Genomic DNA, 23024 nt, shown 5'->3' on the forward strand with positions numbered 1-23024 from the left:
CTTTTAATGGGGCGAATAAATTTTGAGTTTTACTTTGCAATGGCTAGCTAACTGATTTCTAATCAACTAGTTACATTAGACTGATGCTTTCAATGATAGGGGAAAAAGGGGATCTACAAGTTAAAACAAGTTAAATTTGTTACCAAAAGGAAACATGGCCGACAGAATATCATCATATCGGCCTTGTATGATTAATGATATCTGGCTCTTTTAGCGAGGTAATCACCAATCATTTGCATTCCTTGTACAATAATCACTAATGTCACTACAGTAATTGCCATCGCAACATTGTCAAATCGTTGATAGCCATAATTCAGTGCGAGATCACCAACACCACCACCACCGACAGCTCCCGCCATAGCCGTTGCGCCAACTAGGGTGATACTGGCAGCAGTTAAACTCAAGATCAAAGATGACTTGGCTTCAGGTAAAATAAAGTGCCAAACAATCTGCCAATTGGTTGCTCCCATAGAATCTGCAGCTTCGATGATCCCTGAATGCACATTGAGTAAAGAGTTTTCAATCAAACGTGAAGTATAAGGGGCAATATAGATCACTAAAGGCACGATCGCTGCAGTTGTACCGATTGAAGTACCAACCATAAGTCGAGTGAGTGGGATCATTGCGACTAATAGAATAATAAAAGGTAATGAACGGATGGTATTAATGATTGGATTGATAATACGGTATATCCATTTATTTTCCCATATTCCGTCAGGTCGGGTGACCACCAAAACAATACCTAACAAAATACCGAGCAATGAACCTATCACCAGTGCAATAGAAACCATGGTAAAGGTTTCGGACATCGCGAGGAAAAACTGTTTACTGGTTAATGCAGTATCAAACCATTGTGTCATAGAGCCCCCTTACTGACTGCGACGCCACGTTGGCGTAAAAATTCAATTCCTTCGCGAATGTTGTTTTCTTCGCCAACGATTTGTACAAACATACTGCCTAAAACTACGCCGCTGATTTCTTTCATGTTGGCAAATAAAATATTAAGTTTAATCTTGTCTTGTAATATCAATTCATTGACGACGGGCTGTTGTGCTGAAGCACCTAAAAATTCTAAGCGATAAACATTGCTCTGATGTGTTAAATTATCCAATACTCGTTTAGGTATTTCTTCATTTAGAACAGTACGTACAAATTTTTGAGTTGTTGGTTGCTGAGGGTTCGCAAATATGTCTAAGACGGAACCTTCTTCAACGACACAGCCATTTTCCATCACTGCGACGCGATGACAGATTTGTTCAATTACCTCCATTTCATGAGTCACTAATAAAATGGTGATTTTTTGTTCACGATTGATTTTTTTGAGTAACGATAAAATTGACAGCGTAGTTTGTGGGTCTAACGCTGATGTTGCTTCATCGCATAATAAAATTTTGGGGTTGTTAATTAATGCACGAGCAATACCAACGCGTTGTTTTTGCCCGCCAGAAAGTTGGCCTGGATATTGATGTTTTTTATCGCTCAGCTCTACATAGGCTAAAATGTCATCAATACGGCGATCGATTTCTTGCTTGCTCACACCAGATAACAGCAATGGCATGGCGATATTTTGGGCAACAGTCTTGGTTTCGAGTAAATTAAAATGTTGGAAAATCATCCCAATACTTTTTTTATGTGCTCGAATTTCAGCGGCACTATGATGTGCAATATTTTGCCCATTAATGATGACTTCACCTGAAGAAGGTTTTTCTAACTGATTAACTAAACGGATCAATGTACTTTTGCCTGCGCCGCTATAACCAATAAAACCAAAAATATCGCCTTCATTAATATGCAAATTAACATTTTGCAGTGCAGTCAGTGCTTGACCTTCTTTTTTATATATTTTTTCGATGTTTTTAAATGTAATCATAGTTACTCCACGCTATCTGCTTGGGTGACACGCAAGCGATAAGGCAGTGCAGGTTGCCACTCATCTCCTAGTAGCTCAGCTTCGGTACTGTTTTTTACTTGTAATAAGTGCTGTTCATGATGGGCAAGGTAAAGTTTTGCAGCAATATGCTCTGCTAGTTTTAAGGCACCAGTATTAGTATTAGGGATCAGACCAATCAAAGGCCCCATGCTGAGTGATGCTGCTAAATTAAAGCAATACAGATGACTTAATTGAGGTTGATTGCAATTTTCTTTTGGCAAAAATTCAAAATGAGATCCTAAATAAGGATATGAGGCAAACTCACTGTTTTCTTCATCAATTGATGGAACGTAAACATCCTCCCATGTGCGAATAAAAGGGGTGATTTTGCTAAATGCTGTGTGTTTGTGCCAATTTAAACGGTAGCCAGTGGCTAATATCAGATAATCAGCAATGTAATCGCCCGTTGTTGTATCGATATGCAGCTTGTGATCTTTCACTTTGATCTGTTTGACTTGGGTATCGAAATTAAAATAAGCATTATTATGGCGAGAGACTCTCAGCGTGCTGCCATGCGGTGCAGGTGTTTTTGCTTTGATGACATAATTACTGTAATGCCATTTTTGGGCATCAGTGAGTTTACTATAAGCTTGGGTGAAGCCCGGGTTGCCTGCAACTTTACCTCGATTAACTCTTGGCATGTCTTTCGCTCGGATTAGTAATTCAACGGAGCGAGCGCCATGCTCTAATGCAGTGGCTGAACTATCCATGGCACCGGCACTATAGCCGATAACGGCAATATCTAACCCATTGAAACGGCTATAATCACTCCCTGCATAGGAATGCTCCCAGTAATGATCGGGGATAGTATCCATAAATGAAGGAATATTGGGTTCACTGAATGACTCCATGCCTGTGGCTAGGATCACGTGTTGCGCTTGATATTGTTGTTCACCTTTTGGCGTACTAAAAGTGAGCGCGTAGCCTTGTGAATTCAATTCAATATCAATTAATTGGTATTGATTCAGCACATCAGGTGAGGTCATTTTTTTGAACCATTGTAGATATTCACTCCATTGCAAACGTGGAATTTTATCTAGCAAGTCCCATGTATCATTACCAAACTGAGCTTTAAACCATGCTTGAAATGTTAATGAAGGTGACGCGAGAGCGGGGCCCACAACATGTTTTGGTGAACGCAATGTTTCCATTAATGCAGGGGTCTGCCATGGGCCTTCTTTTCCGGCTACGGCTTGGTCAAATACAACAGCTTCAATTCCTTGCAATTTAAGGGCGAAAGCGGCAGTCACACCCGACATTCCAGCACCAATGATTGCGACATCCAATTGGTGGTGTGAATGGTTTTGCGATAAAGACCAATGTGTTAGTGGTAAATTAAGGTATTGCAAATCACGATGAACTTGCTCTTCCAGAGCTTTTAAACCAGTAGGTGATGTCATTGGTTTACTCCTTGTATTCTTCAATTTGAAATGGTTCACCGAGAGAAAGCATTAACCGGTTTGCCCAAGAGAAAAAAGCCGTGGACTGAATGAGATCGAGTAACTCGAGTTCAGATAGCCCCAATTTTCTTAATAAAATAATTTGTTGATGGTTAGCTTGTATAGGTGTGGCCGAAAGTGAAGCTGCCAAATCTGTGATTGCGGTCAGACGCTCATCGAAGCCTTCAGCAAGTACTGACCCTACGGGAGTTGCCAGCAATTTTTCAACATCAGAACGGCGTTCTTTGGCATATTGACTGGCTTTACGTGCATGAACTGAAGCACAATAAATGCACCCATTGACTTTACTTACTACGGCAGCGGCAAATTCACGCTCCCAGCGAGGTAAGCCACCGGTCGTGTAAAAAACACCGCGATCAATTAAGGTTCGTATTTCTAGAATTTTACTTTGATGAGCTAGCAGTAAGAAATATTCAGAATTGAGTTGCCCAAATTTTTTCATGACTTGCGTTTCATCAGCATTGAGGGTTTGTGGATCACGTGCGCTTAGCCATGCTTCCCAACCAAGTGGATCTTGAGTAAAGACAGTGGGGGATGCTCTACCTTGATGAGTTTGCGAGTGAGTGTTCCATTGTCCCGCGGTAATTGATGTACTATCGATATTTGCTGGTTCACGCTGTTGTAGTAATTTCAATCCTTCGATCAGGCGAGCTTGGTAAGTGACAAAGGTAATTAATTGGGCAAGTAAAATAATGTCATTTTCAAGCCAACCAAGTTTAATCAGAGAATGAATAAGTTGATAATCCGCTTGTTTTGGACTGTTAACCAGTACTTGCAAATAATTCTCGGCAGCTTTAAGAGCGGGTTCAGTTAAATCAGAGGAGTGCGCACTTAAACGCTGTTGATAAAAGAGGGCTAGAGCAGGGCTACCTGTTTGCTTAGCCACATTACGAGCGAGTTGATATTTAATTTCTGGCGTTAAACGGGTAGAGTTGACTGCAAAAATAGCGTTAAAGGCTGCTTGAGTATTTTCGGTTGCAGCGGATCGTTCATGTCTGGCATCGGCTAAATCTGATTCTGGTGTTAGTTCAGTTAGTAGGTTAACTAAATCATTATTTGAAATAGACATCTTATAACTCTCTTCATATATATTTTTATCTTATTTATTCATTACATAACAAGAAGCTAATTATTCGAACGAACAAATCGCTATATTCATATAGCTAAATATTATTAAAATTGAGTTATATATTCTTTTGGTGATAAGTTATAACGAGATGTTATAAATAAGATGAAATAATTATGATTATACTGACCACATTATTTACACAGGGTCGTAACATCATGTTGAAACAAAAAATAAAATATTTAACTTTAATCGCCACTGCAGTAATTGCATTAGCAGCATGTAATGATAATAACGAAAAAAATAATCCAAATAAGAAGGAAATCACTATCGGTTTTGGTGTTGGTAATTATATTGACCAAGTTGACAAAGGAATTGTGCCGATTTTGGAAAAGAAAGGCTATAAGGTGACTTTGCGTCAGTTTTCGCAGAATAGACAAATTAACCCTGCATTTGAAGAAGGGTCAATTGATGCTTCAGTAAACCAAAGTCGTGCCTATATGGAGGCATATAATAAGAAAAATAATATCAATATGGTTGCTTTAACTGATTCCCCCAGTGCACCGCAAAGCTTACGTTCAAACAAACATAAATCATTGGATGAAGTGAAGGATGGCATGATCGTTGCGTTATCCAACGATCCGGTAAATGCAGAACGTGGCGCCCGAATATTAGAGCAATTAGGTTGGATCAAAATTAAGCCGAATACTAATACTCTTACTTTCAGTGTTAATGATATAGAACCTGCTAAATACAATTTAGATATTCGCGAAACTGATGCTGCACAAGGATTACGATTATTAGATGATGTTGATTTTGTTGTAGTAAATGGCAATTATGTTGCTAGCGCAGGTCAGCGTATTGCTGATGGATTAGTTGTTGAAAACTCACCTTTAGAACACCGTGTTATTGTGACGGTAATGCAAGATAATGTGAACTCTCAATGGGCAAAAGATTTAAAAGAGGCTTTTGAGTCAAAAGAATATGCAGATTATATTCGCTCACAACGTATATATGATGGTTTTATTGAACCAGAAAATTGGAGTAAATAGTCACAAATCCTAGTCTACTTTTTTATTGTTATTTATGACCACCTAATAGGTTATTAGGTGGTTTTTTCATTATTTTGATACTGATGCTAATTACTGCGGTTTAATATGAAAAATCTTCGTCATCGATGAGTGGACAAAGTGCTTATTTTTGGTTAATTAGTAAATATACTTTTCATACTTCAAGTTGCAGTGTTGTTGAAATGCGTTTACTCGCGCCAGTCACAGTGTTATCTATGCAGCTAGGCGACTAGCTCATTTGTCGCCTAGCTGCACCTCGAATTATTTAGAGTATAAACAAGTAAAAATAATAACTGAATAACAACATCACAAAAGGGAAAACTATGGCTAATGAATTATTGAATGCTCTCAATTTATTAAAGTCAAAAACGTGGATAGATTTAACACACAGCTTTGATAAAGACTCACCGCATTTTTTTATGTTTGAAGCAGCAAATTTTCAGACATTATTTGACTATCAAGATGGTTTTTTTGCACAGCAATTTACCTTTCCGGGTCAATATGGCACTCACATTGATGCCCCATGCCATTTTGTGCAAGGAAAGCGTTATCTGCATGAGTTAGAGCTCAAAGAGTTAGTTTTGCCTTTGATTGTCATTGATCAGTCTCTGCGTGCTAAACAAGATCCCAACTTTGCTTTTTCACGGGAAGATGTACTCGATTTTGAACAGCAGCATGGGCTGATTGAAGCTGGAACTTTTATTGCGCTGAGAACGGATTGGAGCCATCGCTGGCCATCGCAGCAAGCGATGGATAATAAAGATGCCGAAGGTAATAATCAAATTCCTGGTTGGGGAATTGATGCTCTGAGGTTTTTATTTGAAGAGCGGGGTGTCAAAGCCATTGGTCATGAAACTTTTGATACCGATTCAGCGCAAGATTTTCGGCGTAATAACGCGTTACAAGGTGAGTATTACGTACTGGAACAAGATACTTATCAAGTTGAGCTAATGACTAACCTTGATAAATTACCAACGCGAGGTGCTGTAATTTTTAATGTCGTTGCCAAACCCAACAATGCAAGTGGTTTCCCTGTTCGTTCTTTTGCCATCCTACCTTAAATTAATTTCCTCAATTTATCGGCGGGCCAGATGGCAAACGGCTGGCTGATAAATTTATTTTTATCTCTAAATTCATCCATTTCTATCGCATTTTTATGAATATCGTTCCTTAGGGCGATGGTCAGGTTTGGCAGTTTGTTTCTATATTAACAAATAAATTAACTTTGTCTTAACAATTGGTCGCGATAGGAGATGGCATGAAAGCAAGAACCGTTGTCATTACAGGTGGTGGTACTGGGATTGGTGAAGCTTGTGCCCAGTTATTCACACTTCAAGGCGACAAAGTTTTTATTATTGGGCGTCGTGCAGAACCGCTGAAAAAAGTGGCCCAAGAAACAGGAGCAACTGCCATCATTGCGGATGTATCTACTGAAACTTCATGGAATGAGGTTATCTTGCCACAGATAAAACAGTATACAGATACGATTGATGTTTTAGTCTGTAATGCAGGAGGAATGGGACTAGGGAAGGTTGAGGATATGAATGACCAGCAATGGCATCAAGCCATATCGGCTAATTTGGATAGCGCGTTTGCGAGTGTTCGTGGCTGTTTGCCTTTTTTAATTAACAGCCGAGGCAACGTGCTTTTTATTGGTTCACTAGCGTCTTTAGCCGCTGGTCCTGAAGCCTGTGGCTATGTGACAGCAAAACATGCATTAATTGGGCTAATGCGTTCCGTTGCCCGTGATTATGGGCGACAAGGTGTTAGAGCAAATGCGATTTGTCCTGGATGGGTAAGAACACCTATGGCGGATGAAGAGATGCAACCATTGATGGAGCAGCACCAATTTTCATTGGATGAGGCATATCAATATGTGTGCCGTGATGTGCCATTACAGCGTCCAGCAAGCGCTAGAGAAATCGCCTTAGCATGTAAATTTTTATGTTCAACAGATGCTTCCATTATTACTGGTGCGGCACTGGTTATTGATGGTGGTGCAACAGTGGTTGATTTACCTACTCTCGCCTTTACCTAAGGAGCGATTATGATTGAAGAAGCAGCCTTTATCCAAGTGGGCGCATTATCAGATGGTTTTGCACCTAATAGCTATATTTTAGAGACCAGTAATAAACTAACAGGTAAAACATTACAATTAAAATTTGTAGATACAACGCAACAAATGGCAATTTCTTTTCCTGCTGATCAGCAAATAAAATGGAATAATGCTATTGTTAGTTGCCGTATTACTTCTATCCGCTCAGGGATTTATTTTGTTAACTTTATTTCTCCGGAGGACTGGCGTGTTGGGGTTACCATTATTATTAATGAACAGGATAATAACTGCATATTGCTTCAAGGTACTTTACCTGCAGAATCGGATATTCGCATCTCAGCATTTAGTAAGGTTGAACAAAATCTACCACTCACTGATGTTAAAATAGATATTCAATTTGGAACGCTGGGTGATGAGCAAGGCAAACCCCCTTCTTATACCTCTGAGCTGATAGGTATGCGTAATATGTATACTTATAATCCTAAAGAACGTTATGAGCATGTTTATTTAAATGAGCAATTCTATGCGTGGCATTGTTTGGATGGTGTTGAAAAAGGTTTAGCTGATGTTGATCGCTGCCATTATATAAAAGTATCAAATAATCTGTATTTATTTATTTGGCGTGAAAAAATTATCCCGACACTCGGTATCATCTTGATTGATCTTAATGAAATGAGAACGGATGGCGGAATTATGGGCTATCAAGATCAAGCATTCAGTTCAATTAGCTTATTCCCTGTCGGTGCACATGCTACAGTTTTAAATAAAACGGATTATCCTTAAGACTAATAGATTGCCACTCGTTATCAACGACGAGTGGCATTGCTTAATTAAAGTTCCAATATGATCCGTGTAGTCGCTTACTTAACCACGATAATGCCAGCAAGATTAATAAATACAAATAGATCCCTTGAGAGGCCTGAATCAGATACGAAAGAAACAACTAACGAGTTGACATTATTAACTGAAAGTAAATAATAATAAGCAACATCGCTGTTGGATTATTACCGATAATGATATTTAATACATTTCCCACTAAAAATGAAATATTAGGACTATTTAATTTAACGTTATGACTACGTAAGTCACTTAACCTTTGTTAAGACAAAACTGTTGAGTTAAATAAGGTATTAACAATAAACAACTCCATGGTTAATAGTAACCAATTGTCATCATTGTGTTGTTTTAATGCAATATAATAGAGTCTATCCTTTAATAAAAATTAGGCTGTTAATTTTTTATGTTATGGTTTAAATGTGTTTTTAAAATAATAATCATACACTCATGTATTTTTATATTTTAACCTAAAAAGGTATGAGTATTATGTTGATCTTAAATAAAACAACAATGTCGGATATTAGTCTTCACTTAAAAGAAATAAAAAACAGTTATTCGTACAATGATATTGAGCTGCTTGGTTTTGATTTTAATAAGAAATTGGATTTATTGAAGGATACTGTTAATTCTGTTTATGATTTGATAAATGCAAGTTTTTATGAGTATGATAATGGATTATCAAGGCTTGATTTGAACTATATTATTTGCGAGGCAAGTAAAGAGGTTGTAAATAATGAGGTCGAATCACCATGTGTATTAGAAAATAGAAATCGTATAAGGGTTATTCTTAGAATAATATATTCTAATATTAGTAATAAAACGTTGTGTTTATATGACGGTTATGATAAATCTAATTTTAAAGAGCTTAACAATGATGTTGAATTGTGTATTGAACAGTATGAAAAAGCGATTAAAGAAGTATTACATAAGATAAAACACATTCAAGAAGGAGAACCCTGTCATCTGCCATCGTTGAAAGTTGACTCTTCGGTGTTGTGTCAAAAAGATCCGCTAGTTGAAATAGAAAATCTTAAAATGCTTATGGTAGTTTACCGAGAAAAAATCATTTCATTGAATGAATTGACAGTTATGTTATGTAAAATAGAACAATTTATGTTGAAGATACTTGACGTTTTAAGTTCATGGCTAATTTCTGTTCGTGACTATGAGACATATTTAAAAGAAGGTTCTCTATGGCATGGGTTAGATAAAATCATTATAGAGCAAAAGAAATACTTGGTAGAATTTAATGCTTGCTAGTATCAATTAATTAATTGGTTTCGTTAAAATAGATTAACAGCTTAGCAATGATATTCATTATTTTTTACTTATCGCTTAGCTGTGTTTTATTTTAATGTAAAAAATTAATACTCATTTCTCCCTATATACCTTTCTTTAAACAGTGATGTATGGATGGCGATATCTAATATCGGAGACGGTGGTAGATAGTTTGCTTTACCAAGTTGTTGCATCGCTCCTATCAAAGGGTTGTTAATTCCCAGCGCATAATCAGCAAGTAATAAACCAGCCACTGTTTGTTTTGAAATACCAGCACCATTACAACCTCCAGATGAATAGATATTATTGGCTAATTTCCCCCATACAGGTGCGCCATTTCTGGTTACGCTTATCGTACCTGACCATGTATTAGTTAAAGCTACATCAGATAATTGTGGGTAAATTTTATTAAATAGCTGCTTGTGCTGCCGATTAACTTGATAAGTTTGTGCAGCGGTAATATTACCCTTTAGCGCTGGAGCAACGTGTTGTCGGATGAGTAAGCGATGATCTTGAGTATAGCGTAATGTAGCACCTGCAATAGCATTAACAGGAGTGAGACCCCAACTACTCATTTTAGGTAACCTTTGTTGTTGTTCATCAGTCAGTGGTGCAGTGATACTGGCAAAAGTTGCCATTGCTGCTTGATAATTTGCAACAGGGGTGAGTTCCCTAGACAATGCATTTGTAGCTAACATAATATTTGCTGTACGAATACTGCCATACATAGTTTGTATCTCGTGTATTTTCCCAGTTTGTATTTTCATTACCGGTGTATAGTTATATACAGTGATATTTTCTGGCAAACTATTTGCTAAACCAACAACCAAACTTGCTGGGTTGACTAAAATTGAATTAGGTGTGTAGATCCCTCGATGATAAAAATGGGTACCTAATTTTTGATAAAGTATGTCTTTATCCAACAATTGGTAAGGCTCATTCATTGTACTGAGATTATCGATATACTCTTTTAATACTCGCTCATTTTTTTGATCGACTTGGCAGTGATATTTTCCAACATTTTCCCATTCACAGGCGATGTCATGCTGAGTGATTAGCTGGGTTAGCTGATTAATACCTTCTTCTAATAAAGAACGATAAAGCTGGGCTTTTTTTAATTCAGCGGTTGAGCTGCCTATATTATGAGGAAGCCCTATGATAAATCCTGAATTTCTAGCAGAAGAGCTTTCGGCAGCAGTTGCAGAATCAAGAAGGATAATTTTTAGATTTGGCGCATTATTAGCGAGTCTTCTAGCAAAAGAGAGTCCTGCGTAGCCAGAGCCTATAATAACCCAATCAGCATCAATATTTTTGTTTAGAGTGGAGTGTGGTTTGATGATTAAATCATCGTTTAGCCAGCCATTCCTATTTTGGTTAAAAGGGATTGATGCATATTTCATATTTTGTTGCCTAGTACGCTGAATTTTATCTAACACATGGTACTTATTTTCAAAGAGAAGAGTAACCCTTTGAATGAGATTGAGAAGAAAAATCTATTTAAGATTGAGACTGTAGATGATACGAGGGATTTATCGTTATTTTAGCCCTATAAATATATAGGGCTCACTGTTATTGATAGGTAAACAAGACATTCACTGTTTTACTGAATTCCCCAGCCTTTAATGACTGACTGTTGTCTCTTGAAAGCTCAACGTTGTAATTATAATTTCCAGGTTTTTGCGTAGTGATATTCCCTTTTTTATAGGGAACGCCAAAATGTATTTCTTGTTTTAAGTCATTATCGGTGATTACAGCCTGTAATCCGTTATCCAAGAGTAAATATTTTTGGTTAACTACAGTTCCATTGTTACTGTTAAAAGTGACGCTAATGTTTAATCCTGTTTGGCAGGTGGGGGCAACATTAACACGTAAGTTAAAGCTGTCTTTAACGGTGCTTCCACCAATAAAATCTTTGGCATCCAGTGCATTAAAATCAACAGTTTTATTATCCATACTCACTGAAGGATCAGGACATAAATTAATCTTTTCACCTTTTATTTTTATCTGTAAAAATGGTGACATTAAAACATTATTTGTACCACCAACATGAAATCCTGAGGTAAACTCCCCGGTATCAAAAGATTGTAAAGGTTTGCTGCCTTTTCTCAGCGTGTACACGTAGTTTTGTATAATTGGTGTGTTATTTCCCGCAGGCCAAGAACCGACATGTACTTCTGTACCGATAGGCACTGAAGTTAAATTTATCGTATTTGTCTGAATTGTTGATCCTTTCATATAGAGTTCGACACCTGCATTGAGTAGGGTATTTTTTACCTGATCGGGCATTAATGTTATTAATCGTATACTTCTATCTGCCACTGTTGCGCCTGAAAAATTACAGCTCCAATAACCATAATCAGATGTCACGCTGGCTAAAATATTATTCGCTGAATCTAGCGGAACATCAATTAATGTCATCGCTGGAGCTTTAATGGTGGAGCATGACACTGCTGCAAATACTTTCGGTATGAAAATGAATAATAAACAGCTTGCAAGACAACCTTTTGCTAATAAATGTTTCACTGTAGTCGTCCTATCAAACGGTTAATGAGTATTTTTCGTTAATTGACATGCTTGTGATGATTGACAACTATATTGGCTGAATTTTAGTGAACCATAATCATCAATATAGCCAAGCATCACATTATTTTTTACTGATGAATTGACATTAACAGTGCTTCTACCCTGTGGTGGTACGACAGTTTCATTAAAATTGTTATCTTTTTCAATACTATTATTGATATTAACAACAATGATATTGTATGGCGTTGGGTTTACTAAGGTTATTTGCTGACCTGTTTTTTCGACAACTAAATCTTGTTGAAAATCCTTGCCCATTTTTGGGGTGTAAGAAAGCCCTTTCGGACGATAAAAAAGTTTAAGTTTAGATTGAATAGTAAACTGCACAACATTCTTTTCTTTACTTTGTGGTGGAATACCTAATAGATTAAAATAAAGTAAGGTTTCTTTATCATTGGGCAACATATTCTGACCCTCAAGGTGAGATATTTTAATTTGCTTTTTCTGCCCCGGATTTACCTTTTGTAGAAAAGGCAAAGCAACCAATGAATGCTCTAATTTCTTGCCATCTGGTGTTTCTATCCATGTCTGGGCTAGAAATGCTGATGCATCATCTTTATTAACGATAGTGACACTGGTACCGTTATTTTCACCATGATAAATAATACGTGTTCTATCAATATTCAATGCAGCATATGATGATGCAGATATTGATAATAACATGAAGAAAGTGATTAATATTTTATTCATTATGTTCTCCAAAAATAAATTATTGGCAGATTGCTGTGTGATTTTGTTTTTCATTTAATAAGGCATTAGCTGGGAACATACAGCTTTGCTGTCCCCAGTTAACACTAAGTTCATCATCATGGTTTAATCCTACAAGATAAACGATGCCAGTTTCGGCAATGATCCCAGCAGGTTTTTTTCTGGTTATATTATATACCGATGCACCAAATGGCGGGTATTGTCCATCTTGTAATTTAATACGACTAATCAGTGATTGGCCTATATCAGCATCAAGTGCTATATAGCCAATAGAACCATCAGTTAATGTTGTTTCAATGATATTGTCTTCAATATTGACATGCTTTGGCAATGCATTGATATCAACAGCATATTCTATACGGTAATAGCTTGGTACATTATTCAACGTCGCAATACCATAACGGTTAGTCACTGCATTGCCATTATCAATAGAGACGCCTTTTACACTAGGAATATCCACTAATAAGCGTGATTGATCGCGATATACTTGCGGGTGCATTGATAATCCATGTGATGTTAACGTCATTGAACCATTAATGAGTGCACTCCCCGAAGTAATATCATTGCCTACTGTACCACTGACTTGCACTTGTCCAACTTCACTATCATGAGACAGATAAGCATTGACGCTTGTATCAGTTAAGCCATCTTTTGCTGATGTACCAATATTGTAATGAGTTTTGCTGTTAAATTTATTACTATAGCTTAGGTTGTTCGCCAATTTCTTATTTTGGCTACTATGCGAACCAAAATAAGAAACCATAGCATTATTGTTATCAGAAAAACGTTTATTAAAAGCAAGATAAACTTGGTTATCTGTTTTACCGTGGTTAGATTTTGATTGATTTAAAGACAGCGACATTGAGCTTCCTTTAAGCCATCCCTCAGTAAAATACTTATTTAATGCTATACTGACATAATTATTGTGTCCACCATTCCAATATGTACGCTGTGAACCAGTGATACTCACGCTTGCATCGATTGAAGGTAATTGCTGGCTATAAGATAATGAGACAACATGTTTATCTTTGAAATTATCTACCATATTGTCTCTAGACTCTTTCTGCGTAATAAAGTTGGATAATGAGTTAAAATGACGATCAGCAAAACGATAGCCAGTTAAAGTGATTTGACCATTGATAGATGGCACATCTTTTGCGTAATTAATTCGATAACTTTTACCTTTTTGTGATTGTGTATCTGTTAAATTGAGCTGCGATTGGGTGATATCAAATGAAAGCGCACCAAATTGAATTAAATTTTGTCCAATACCAATATTAATCGCCTGATAATCACGACCTTGCGTGCTAAATACACCACCAAATAAAGAAGTATTATTTAGGATGCCAACAGAGCCCTCAAGAGAAATAAATTTATCAGTGACATTACTGCCTTTGTTTGGGGCGAGCTGGCCTGAATTCAATTTATAACGAAACTCGCCTTTACGGGTTAAAAAGGGAATACTAGTTGTTGTCACTTGAAACGTTGTTTCATTACCATTATCTTCAGTAACAGTTACATCAATGGTTCCATTAACTGATTGGTTTAGATCTTTAATCACAAAAGGGCCTGCTGGCACTTTTAATTGCTGCAAAATACGGCCGTTTTGGGATAAAGTGACTGTTGCATTACTGGTTGCTACCCCAGTAATTTGTGGGGCATAGCCTCGTAGATTAGGTGGCATCATACTCTCATCAGTAAAGATGCTAATTCCTTTGAAACGAACAGAGTCAAATAAATCTGTTTTCAGCATGACTTCGCCGAGAAATAGTTTTGCAGAGATTTCTGCAAGATCTCGAAATGCATACACTTGTTCCCACTCAAAGCGTCCATCGTTGCCTGTGGTCGTGTTATTTGCTAGATCTTTTCTATATTGGTAGTTTGCTCGAAATCGCCATGCGGATATATTCGCACCAACATTACCGTAAAGGCTGAGGTTATTTTTACTGTTTTGGTTTTTAGCACGGTAATGGCTGTTCATCACATTGTAATCTAAAATTAGACCGGCAATCCCATTGTTACGCAGTGTTGGTGAAACCCAATTGGTTGGGGTAGATTCTAGGTATTTTTGTGGTATTGAAATTGCTAGTACTTGCTCATCGTCATGAAACTCAATTGTAATGTTAGGATCTAAGTTTGTTAATAATGCACACTCAGAGTCTTCAAATAATAAAATACTATTTAAAGCTTCTTCTGTTAGCAATAAACTATCAATTATGCTAGATGTGATGCACGGTACAACTAAATCATCACGACTAACGAAAGTGATTTTATTTCCACGAATTATTTTCTTGCCATTTAATTCAATGTCTGCAATGTATAGGCCTTCAGTGAGATCATTATTTTCAAAATGACTTAAATCAATATTATCATGCCCTGATAAATTCAGTGCATTTATATTAAAAGTATCTGCGTGAGTATATTGGCTAAAAATTAAAAGAGGAATAATATAGCTCAATATTTTTTTGTTTATTAACATGTTGCTATAAACCTCAAAATAAGGCCTGCCTAAATTAGGCAGACCAAAGGCGTAGAAAAGCGATACTCGTTATATTTTAAGTTGCAGTAATTTGCGTGAAGATATGCAGCCTAGCTGCACTTCGAATTATTTAGAGTATATTACTATTTTTTATTGGTAGCTTAATACATAGTTAGCTACAGCATTGATATCCCCTGGTGTTGCTGTGCCAGTTGCTTGCGCTTTTGCTGACAGTTGAACCGTGGTATCTGGTGATTTTAAAGATTGCTCTAATTTTGCACCTGGCTTAATTTCTTTACCTTCACCATCAAAGAATGCAACAGCAACATTTTGTGCAGAACCACTGTTTGCCCACAGTGTTGCATTAGTCGCATCGGCTTTACCTGAGAAGGTAATTTCTACTTTAGAATACTTATTATCAGGTTCGCCTGTATCTAATTTACAATCATTTAGTTTTAGTTCGAAGTTATTTTGTGGCCCAGTGTTACCAGTCGTTTTTAAATTACTTACGTTGATATCACCTAAAGAAACTTCTTTGTTTAAATCCATTGGTGCAATTGTACAAGCTCCTGAGTTTACAGAACCTTTAAATGTAATGGTTCCTGAGCCTGCATTATTAGCCATAGCAGTTAATGATGTTGTAGAAATAGCAGCAAAGCAAATCGCTAATAAAGAATTTTTCATGTTGTCTCACCTATATAATAATTCATTTGTTTGTTATTAAAATGTACTAGATAAATAAAGTAAAATTTATCAACGAGAGTCAATGTACAACATATGGGCGTAAACAGATAATCAGAATTTGTTTTTTTCATGCGGGAATTGTAACTAATTATTGAATGTAAGTTATATTGGTTACAATTTTTGCGTGTTTAATGGTGATTGAATTCTGTTTTTTTTGAATTGTTAGTGGTTTATGCTGTGCTTGTGTGTTTTTAATGGTTGGGTTGAGTTAAAAACTAAGTATTTATCATAACGTGAGTATAAATTCTTTTTCTGTTTTTTTATTGTATTTATTAACAAAGTAAATGATAACTACTGTTTATTATTCTTGTGGGCGATAAAAAAGTGAGATTTGTGAAATTTATTGATTTCCAGCCGCTAATAAGAACTAAATTGATACCTGAAAATCATTCCTATTAAGGCTGGATTTAAATATTTAACGAATTAATTAAATAAATTTAACATTACCTGTTTTCTATACGAACAAACAATAGAGTCATAACAAAAGCAGTTATAAATACCCCACATATTCCAAACACTGCCTGGAAAAAATTCTGTGTACCGCCAGCTAAATAAGCTGGTAGGCTAAATATTGATGAAAGAATATAACTTGTTAAGTGCGTATCAATTGTCACAGAAATAGCACCAAAAATACCAGTTGCTAAACTTGCTGCAAATAAAGCTTTTGTATATTTAGTCAAAACACCAAAAAGAGCGGGTTCTGTAATGCCGAGAATAGCAGTAATACCTGAACCTAGTGTAAGAGATGACTGCTCTTTTGCGGTTATTTTACGTTGTTTATACCATATCGCCATGGTAGAACCTGCAATTGCCATATTACCTAAACACATAATTGGCATTAGCAAATCTTTTCCATATAAAGCAAAGTTGTTCAGACTAATCGGTGTCATACTGTGGTGAATACCAAAGACAATGGTGATTGGCCGCGTTAGGCCAAAGACAAAACCAGTTAGAGTAGGTGATATTTCTAATAATGAACTAACGACCCAACCCGCACCATTACTTAGCCACATGCCCACGGGGGCAACGAAAGAAAGTACTAATGTGGATGTTACTGCAAATGCCAGCAGCGGGGTGAATACAGGTTTAGCTGAATAGGGAACAAGTTTATCAACCAACGGGGTAATTTTCGATAGCACCCAAATAGCTAAGATTGCAGGAACAATAGCACCGCCATAATTAAGTAATTCGATAGGCACAATACCAAATACCGACAGTTCAGCAGTATGTCCTGTAGCAGTGAGCTGTTGTGCTTTCTCAATCAGTTTTGGTGCCATCATTGCGGCGGCAACGGCTAAAGCAATATATTCATTAACCTTAAATACCTTCGCTGCAGAAAATGAAACTAACATAGGCAGAAAGAAAAATACGCCAACAGAAATTGATCTAAAGAAAAATACTGTATCTGATGTTTCAGAAATAATATTTGTTGCAATAAGTCCTGAAAGCAGGCCCATTAACATACCTGCTCCTGCAATTGCGGGTACGACTGGACCAAAAATTCCAGCGACTATCCGCATTGCTCCTTGGAACAATTGGCTCTTTTTTTCTGTATGGGGTGGTTTTAATGTATCACTTGGTTGAGAATAACGATTAGAAATCGCGTTAAACCATTTTTCAACATCAGTACCAATGACAATCTGTGTTTGCCCCTGAGCAATGACGATACCTTTTACACCTTGAATTTTTTCGATACTTTTTCGATTAATTAGCGATTCATCCATTAATTTGAATCGCAGTCGAGTCATGCAATGAGTAATATTTTCAATGTTTTTACTCCCGCCTAATGCAGTAATAAGTATTTGTAATTTCGCACTAAAGTCATCGGATTGTTTTGATTGAATCTGTGCAACAACAGATTTATTGGTTTCTGGTAATGGCATCATTGTCGCCTTATTTAATTCTTAAATATTGGTTCATATTAGCCATTCACCATAATTATCCAATTGAGATAACTGTGATTGCAATCACATTAGATCGACGAAAATAAAAAAAATACACTAATTTTATAAATTGGTACGTTTTTGGTGTTTAATCTTAAACAGGATCGAACCAGTTAATTTTTAACCAAATTTAGCTCTTGAAATTGATGATTATTCACTGTTACATAAATATATTCAGTGAGTCATAGGTGATTAAAACGTGAAACCAAATCTAATTTCAGATGTTGAATGCATTATTGCCAAACCAGATAGACATAATCTTATCACTGTGGTGATGGAAACTACTTCAGGGGTAACAGGGTTTGGTTGTGCCACTTTTCAACAAAGGCCATTAGCTGTAAAAACTATGGTTGACGAGTATTTGAAACCTTTATTGATCGGTAAAGATGCTAATAATATTGAAGACCTTTGGCATATGATGACAGTAAATGCTTATTGGCGTAATGGTCCAGTTATTAATAATGCAATTTCTGGTATTGATATGGCTTTATGGGATATCAAAGCCAAACTAGCTAATATGCCTTTGTATCAACTGTGGGGAGGGAAATCGAGAGATGCTATACCCGCTTATACTCACGCCTCTAGTGATACGATAGATGGTCTCTATGGGCAAATTGACCACTATTTATCACAAGGTTATAAACATATTCGTTGTCAGCTTGGTTTTTATGGGGGAGCACTTAGTGAAATACATGAGACTAAGCATCCAACAGCGGGTTCATATTATGATCAAGACCAATACATGGATAATACGCTTGAAATGTTTAGGTTATTACGTGAAAAATATGGAAAGTCATTTCATATTCTTCATGATGTGCATGAGCGACTATTTCCAAACCAAGCTGTTCAGTTTGCAAAACGAGTAGAACAATATAGCCCCTATTTTATTGAAGATATTTTACCTCCGAACCAAACAGAATGGTTAGATAATATTCGTAGTCAGTCCAGTGTTTCTTTAGCTCTCGGTGAATTATTTAATAATCCAGAAGAGTGGAAAGAGCTGATTCTGAAACGTAGAGTGGATTTTATCCGTTGCCATGTTTCTCAAATTGGCGGGATCACCCCTGCATTGAAATTAGGACATTTATGCGCAACTTTTGGTATTCGTCTTGCGTGGCATTGCCCTCCTGATATGACCCCTATAGGTAGTGCTGTCAATATTCATCTTAATGTGCACTTACATAATGCTGCTATCCAAGAACATGTAAGCTACCAACCAAATACTTTGCAGGTATTCCCTAACGCAATAGAACCTAATAATGGCTATCTATATGCGCCAGAAATCAGAGGAATTGGTGTTGAAATAAATAAAGATGCGGCAAAGAATTTTCCAGTTGAATATCGGCCTCATGAATGGACGCAAAGTCGGTTGCCAGATGGAACGATCCATACACCTTAGTGGATAACTATGGCCGCAAACTAGTGGCCAGTACCATCTCTATAATGCAAACTTTCGGAGTTGAATGGTGTGTGATAAGTACATTGGTAGTTAATATCAATAATCTCACTTACCACAAATACTTTGCCCGTTTTCAAAAAGCCCCGATTAGTGATATTCATGGCAGCATGAGAGCGTTTGCAATCAAGTAATTGAGCATTCTCTTTAGATAAACTTATTGCCCGATAGGTTGTTAAATAGCTATCGATTTCTAACCCTAAAGAGAGCGCATGTTTTTGTAGTGAGCTTTCAATAATTTCATTTGAAATATGGGGAAATAAACTGACTAGCAGCTTGGTTTCTTCTATCTGTGTTACTTTTCCTTGAATTAATCTTAAGCGCCTTATGTGCCAAAGATACTCATCATTATTAATTGAGAAAATTTGCATTTCTTGTGTTGTTGGTAGCCGCTTATGTAGTTTGATTTTTTTATAGGAAATCTCCCCAAATTTATTTTCTGTGATTGAATTGTAGATTAGTGGATTACCCATTAACGTGGTGTTGACAAAATAGCCAGAGCTCGCTTTTGATTGGATCACACCGATGGCTTTTAATTTAGAGAGCGCTTTTCTGACCGAAAATCGTGAAATATTATACTTTTCAGCTAATTCTCTCTCAGGTAAAAGCTTTTCGGTGATCATTCCTTGGCAAATTTTGCTAATGATATCGAGAGCAAGCTCTTCATATTTTTTCATGAGAAATCACCTGTATATACTTTGAGAGCAGTTTACTTTCAATCTTACGTTATCAAAAGCGATAACGTATATTTGTTTCCAGTCAAAGCTTTTGTAACGGTTTTATGCTTTCAATGTATAAAGGGAGTAAAGAAAATGAGGAAAAGGCAAAGTTACATGCCATATTTAATATAACTCTATGATTAACATAATGATGAGGTAAATATGACAGATGCATGGTGGAAAGAAGCGGTTGTTTATCAAATCTATCCGAAAAGCTTTTATGACCACAATGGTGACGGAGTTGGTGATCTCGCAGGGGTCATCGAAAAATTAGATTATATACAGTTACTGGGTGTTAATGTTATTTGGTTATGCCCTATATTCAAATCGCCAATGAAAGATAATGGCTATGATATCGCTGATTATTCAACAGTTGATCCTATTTTTGGTGATAATGAGACTCTCGATAAACTTATTGCAGAAGCAGCAAAGCGCGGTATTAAAATACTCCTCGACTTAGTGCTTAATCATTCATCAGATGAGCATCCATGGTTTCAAGCCGCGCTTGCTGATCCGAATAGCCCATATGCTAATTACTATACATTTATGGAGTGGGAAAAATCGACTCCGCCTAACAATTTAAGAACCTATTTTGATTGTCCTGTATGGACGAATGTTCCAAATACTCACCGTTGGTATTTTAATTCTTTTGGACCAGAGCAACCGGATCTTAATTGGGAAAACCCACAGTTGCGCCAAGAAATAATTGACATGATAAATGTGTGGATAAAAAAAGGCGTTGCAGGTTTTCGTATTGACGCTATAGGTAATTTAAAAAAATCCCCAGAGGCGCTTTCAGTGCATTATTTTGAACCTGATCGTGAAGATGGTACAGCTTCATTGATCCCTTGGGTCGTCAATCAACCTGGAATTGATAAGTTTCTTAACCAGCTAGCTGATAACACTTTTCGTCCCGCCAATTGTATGACCGTTGCTGAGATTGACGTTCCTGAAAAAGATCTCCATGACTATATCGGGGAAGATGGATATTTTTCGATGGTATTTGATTTCAGTATCGCGAATCTTGATATTGACGAGCAACCACCTTTTACATTAAAGCCAATTACGAGTAAATGGTTAAAGCCTGTGTTTATCAAAAATCAGCTTGAGACACAAAAAGTAGGGTGGGGAGCTCCTTATCTCGAAAATCATGATCAACCACGTTCATTGAATAAATTTCTGCCAAAAGGTGCGAAGTCATCTTTAGTGGCAGCAAAAATGTTAGCGACTTTTTTATTGATGCAGCGTGGCACTCCATTTATTTATCAAGGGCAAGAAATAGGTATGACTAACTGCCCAATGCTAATCGAGGAACATGATGATTTACATGTTTTTAAATTATATGAATGGGGGCTACAAAACAATTACAGTCAGCAAAAAATGATGCGTTACTTTGCTGCTCGTAGTCGAGATAACGCAAGGACGCCTTTTCAGTGGAATACAACGTCACAAGCAGGTTTCACTGCTGCAAAACCGTGGTTAAAAATCAATCCAAATTATGTCACTATCAATGCTCAACAACAGCTGCAACAGGCTGATTCACTTTTCTCATTCTATCAGCAGTTAATTTCTTTACGATTACACTCTGAAATTAGAGATATTCTTATTGATGGCACTTTTATTGCCCTCGATTCTTCCAGAAATGTTATTGCTTACCGTAGAGCATTAAAAGATAAATGGGTTGATATTTATTGTAACTTCGGCAGTGAAAAGGAAAAAATTAATAGTAAAGTTAATAAATTATATTTAAATAATATTAATAAACTAAATATTGAAAGTGAACATATCGTGCTAGAACCTTATCAAGCGATAGTTTTTAAATGATGCTCTTTTTGAGAAAAATAAAGGTGCAACCTAAAATATGAGTTATTGGGAAATTAAAACCTATAAAGATGATTATGGTTTATTTATTCTTTTTTTATTTTAAGGTGAAGCTCATCTATGTTATTTATTAATGAAAAAATAAACTATAATATTATATATAAAGTAACTTGAATTGATGGTTTAATATTTATATTGTATAAGTAATTGATATTAATGATTGAATTTTAAGTTTCGCCTAGATGGGTGTCAAGTGTGATAATAACGCTGTGTGATTAACTAGTAAAAAATATTAACAATTTATAGGTTGCTCTCGTTATGTCGAACTGTGAACATCATCAATTACAAAATTAATGCATGGGGTAATATCAAATAAATCGAGGGGTCCTTGAGGTTATTAAGTTGCCGAAAATTAAAAAAGAATTGATTGAGAGAATAACTTCAGGGTATTTCGATGCTCCTTTTTCTATATTAGGAACTCATGAAGTTGACAATAAATTTTCTATTCATGCATTTTATCCATATGCGTTTAAAAACAGTTTGTTTCCTCATGTGGTGTCTTTAAAGGTATATTTTCCATCAATTAAAGGTTCATTAGGCAAGCGTTTGTCTGCAGATAATACGAGATTGCCAGTGTCAATTTATAAAGTGCACCTTGGTTCATGGAGCAGACATGCCGATAGTCATAGCTGGTTGAACTACCGTGAATTAGCAGAACAACTTATTCCTTATGTTAAGGATATGGGCTTTACTCATATCGAATTACTTCCAATCAGTAAATCCCCTTTTGATGGCTCATGGGGTTGCCAACCGATAGGTTTATATTCACCAACTTCGCGTTTTGGAAGTATAGATGATTTTATCTATTCTATTGATA

The 23024-nt window shown here is 36.5% G+C and carries 18 protein-coding genes and 1 pseudogene; 8 read left to right on the forward strand and 11 right to left on the reverse strand.

Translation table 11 applies throughout. The features are described 5' to 3' along the window. Positions 1 to 191 precede the first annotated feature (191 nt). Genes AC3Z9T_RS01190 through AC3Z9T_RS01205 form a run of 4 tightly spaced genes read right to left on the reverse strand, consistent with a single transcriptional unit; the run spans position 192 to position 4459 of the window. A complete protein-coding gene (locus AC3Z9T_RS01190) occupies positions 192 to 860 on the reverse strand; it encodes a methionine ABC transporter permease (RefSeq protein ID WP_490124386.1) in 669 nt (222 codons plus the stop codon). Further along, positions 857 to 1870 carry a methionine ABC transporter ATP-binding protein gene (locus AC3Z9T_RS01195; RefSeq protein ID WP_490124387.1) on the reverse strand — a complete coding sequence of 338 codons (1014 nt, stop codon included), beginning with the start codon at positions 1868 to 1870 and terminating at the stop codon, positions 857 to 859. The genes AC3Z9T_RS01190 and AC3Z9T_RS01195 overlap by 4 nt, the downstream gene beginning before the upstream one ends. A 2-nt stretch (positions 1871 to 1872) precedes the next feature. After that, positions 1873 to 3330 (reverse strand): NAD(P)-binding domain-containing protein, encoded by a 1458-nt coding sequence (locus AC3Z9T_RS01200; RefSeq protein ID WP_490124388.1) that lies wholly within the window; start codon positions 3328 to 3330, stop codon positions 1873 to 1875. Between the two features lie 4 nt (positions 3331 to 3334). Further along, the gene (locus tag AC3Z9T_RS01205) at positions 3335 to 4459 is read right to left on the reverse strand and encodes a CMD domain-containing protein (RefSeq protein WP_490124389.1); all 1125 of its coding nucleotides are present in this window, start codon (positions 4457 to 4459) and stop codon (positions 3335 to 3337) included. Between the two features lie 215 nt (positions 4460 to 4674). On the opposite strand from AC3Z9T_RS01205, the gene AC3Z9T_RS01210 reads away from it, so the two are divergent. The 5 genes from AC3Z9T_RS01210 (at position 4675) to AC3Z9T_RS01230 (ending at position 9679) form a co-directional block, all read left to right on the forward strand. Beyond that, positions 4675 to 5508 (forward strand): MetQ/NlpA family ABC transporter substrate-binding protein, encoded by an 834-nt coding sequence (locus AC3Z9T_RS01210; protein ID WP_490124390.1) that lies wholly within the window; start codon positions 4675 to 4677, stop codon positions 5506 to 5508. Positions 5509 to 5849: 341 nt separating this feature from the next. Further along, the gene (locus AC3Z9T_RS01215; protein WP_490124391.1) at positions 5850 to 6587 is read left to right on the forward strand and encodes a cyclase family protein; all 738 of its coding nucleotides are present in this window, start codon (positions 5850 to 5852) and stop codon (positions 6585 to 6587) included. A gap of 197 nt (positions 6588 to 6784) precedes the next feature. Beyond that, the gene (locus AC3Z9T_RS01220) at positions 6785 to 7564 is read left to right on the forward strand and encodes an SDR family NAD(P)-dependent oxidoreductase (RefSeq protein ID WP_490124392.1); all 780 of its coding nucleotides are present in this window, start codon (positions 6785 to 6787) and stop codon (positions 7562 to 7564) included. A 9-nt stretch (positions 7565 to 7573) separates the two neighbouring features. Next, positions 7574 to 8365 carry a MoaF C-terminal domain-containing protein gene (locus AC3Z9T_RS01225; protein WP_490124393.1) on the forward strand — a complete coding sequence of 264 codons (792 nt, stop codon included), beginning with the start codon at positions 7574 to 7576 and terminating at the stop codon, positions 8363 to 8365. 540 nt (positions 8366 to 8905) lie between these two features. Then, a complete protein-coding gene (locus AC3Z9T_RS01230) occupies positions 8906 to 9679 on the forward strand; it encodes a hypothetical protein (RefSeq protein ID WP_490124394.1) in 774 nt (257 codons plus the stop codon). 104 nt (positions 9680 to 9783) lie between these two features. Here the strand turns inward: AC3Z9T_RS01230 and AC3Z9T_RS01235 are convergent, their stop codons facing one another. From AC3Z9T_RS01235 to AC3Z9T_RS01260, 6 genes are all read right to left on the reverse strand, one after another. Further along, positions 9784 to 11097 carry an NAD(P)/FAD-dependent oxidoreductase gene (locus AC3Z9T_RS01235; protein ID WP_490124395.1) on the reverse strand — a complete coding sequence of 438 codons (1314 nt, stop codon included), beginning with the start codon at positions 11095 to 11097 and terminating at the stop codon, positions 9784 to 9786. A 169-nt stretch (positions 11098 to 11266) separates the two neighbouring features. Continuing rightward, on the reverse strand, positions 11267 to 12220 hold the full coding sequence (locus AC3Z9T_RS01240) for a fimbrial protein (protein ID WP_490124396.1): 954 nt from the start codon (positions 12218 to 12220) through the stop codon (positions 11267 to 11269). 21 nt (positions 12221 to 12241) lie between these two features. Next, positions 12242 to 12967, reverse strand: a complete 726-nt coding sequence (locus AC3Z9T_RS01245; protein ID WP_490124397.1) for a fimbria/pilus periplasmic chaperone — start codon at positions 12965 to 12967, stop codon at positions 12242 to 12244. Between the two features lie 19 nt (positions 12968 to 12986). Beyond that, positions 12987 to 15464 carry a fimbria/pilus outer membrane usher protein gene (locus tag AC3Z9T_RS01250; RefSeq protein ID WP_490124398.1) on the reverse strand — a complete coding sequence of 826 codons (2478 nt, stop codon included), beginning with the start codon at positions 15462 to 15464 and terminating at the stop codon, positions 12987 to 12989. Between the two features lie 150 nt (positions 15465 to 15614). Further along, entirely contained in the window at positions 15615 to 16148 is a 534-nt protein-coding gene (locus tag AC3Z9T_RS01255) for a fimbrial protein (protein ID WP_490124399.1), read from the reverse strand. A gap of 503 nt (positions 16149 to 16651) precedes the next feature. Then, a complete protein-coding gene (locus AC3Z9T_RS01260; RefSeq protein ID WP_490124400.1) occupies positions 16652 to 18094 on the reverse strand; it encodes a PTS transporter subunit EIIC in 1443 nt (480 codons plus the stop codon). Between the two features lie 256 nt (positions 18095 to 18350). On the opposite strand from AC3Z9T_RS01260, the gene AC3Z9T_RS01265 reads away from it, so the two are divergent. Continuing rightward, positions 18351 to 19550 (forward strand): enolase C-terminal domain-like protein, encoded by a 1200-nt coding sequence (locus AC3Z9T_RS01265; protein ID WP_490124401.1) that lies wholly within the window; start codon positions 18351 to 18353, stop codon positions 19548 to 19550. 20 nt (positions 19551 to 19570) lie between these two features. Here AC3Z9T_RS01265 and AC3Z9T_RS01270 read toward each other — a convergent pair whose 3' ends face one another. Further along, positions 19571 to 20284, reverse strand: a complete 714-nt coding sequence (locus AC3Z9T_RS01270) for a GntR family transcriptional regulator (RefSeq protein WP_490124402.1) — start codon at positions 20282 to 20284, stop codon at positions 19571 to 19573. A gap of 204 nt (positions 20285 to 20488) precedes the next feature. Between AC3Z9T_RS01270 and AC3Z9T_RS01275 the strand changes: the two genes are divergently transcribed. Beyond that, the gene (locus tag AC3Z9T_RS01275; RefSeq protein WP_490124403.1) at positions 20489 to 22150 is read left to right on the forward strand and encodes an alpha-glucosidase; all 1662 of its coding nucleotides are present in this window, start codon (positions 20489 to 20491) and stop codon (positions 22148 to 22150) included. A gap of 627 nt (positions 22151 to 22777) precedes the next feature. Beyond that, positions 22778 to 23023 (forward strand): annotated as a pseudogene (locus AC3Z9T_RS01280) (1,4-alpha-glucan branching enzyme); the annotation flags it as partial. Position 23024: the final 1 nt, after the last annotated feature.

Source organism: Providencia sp. 6390, assembly GCF_058148425.1.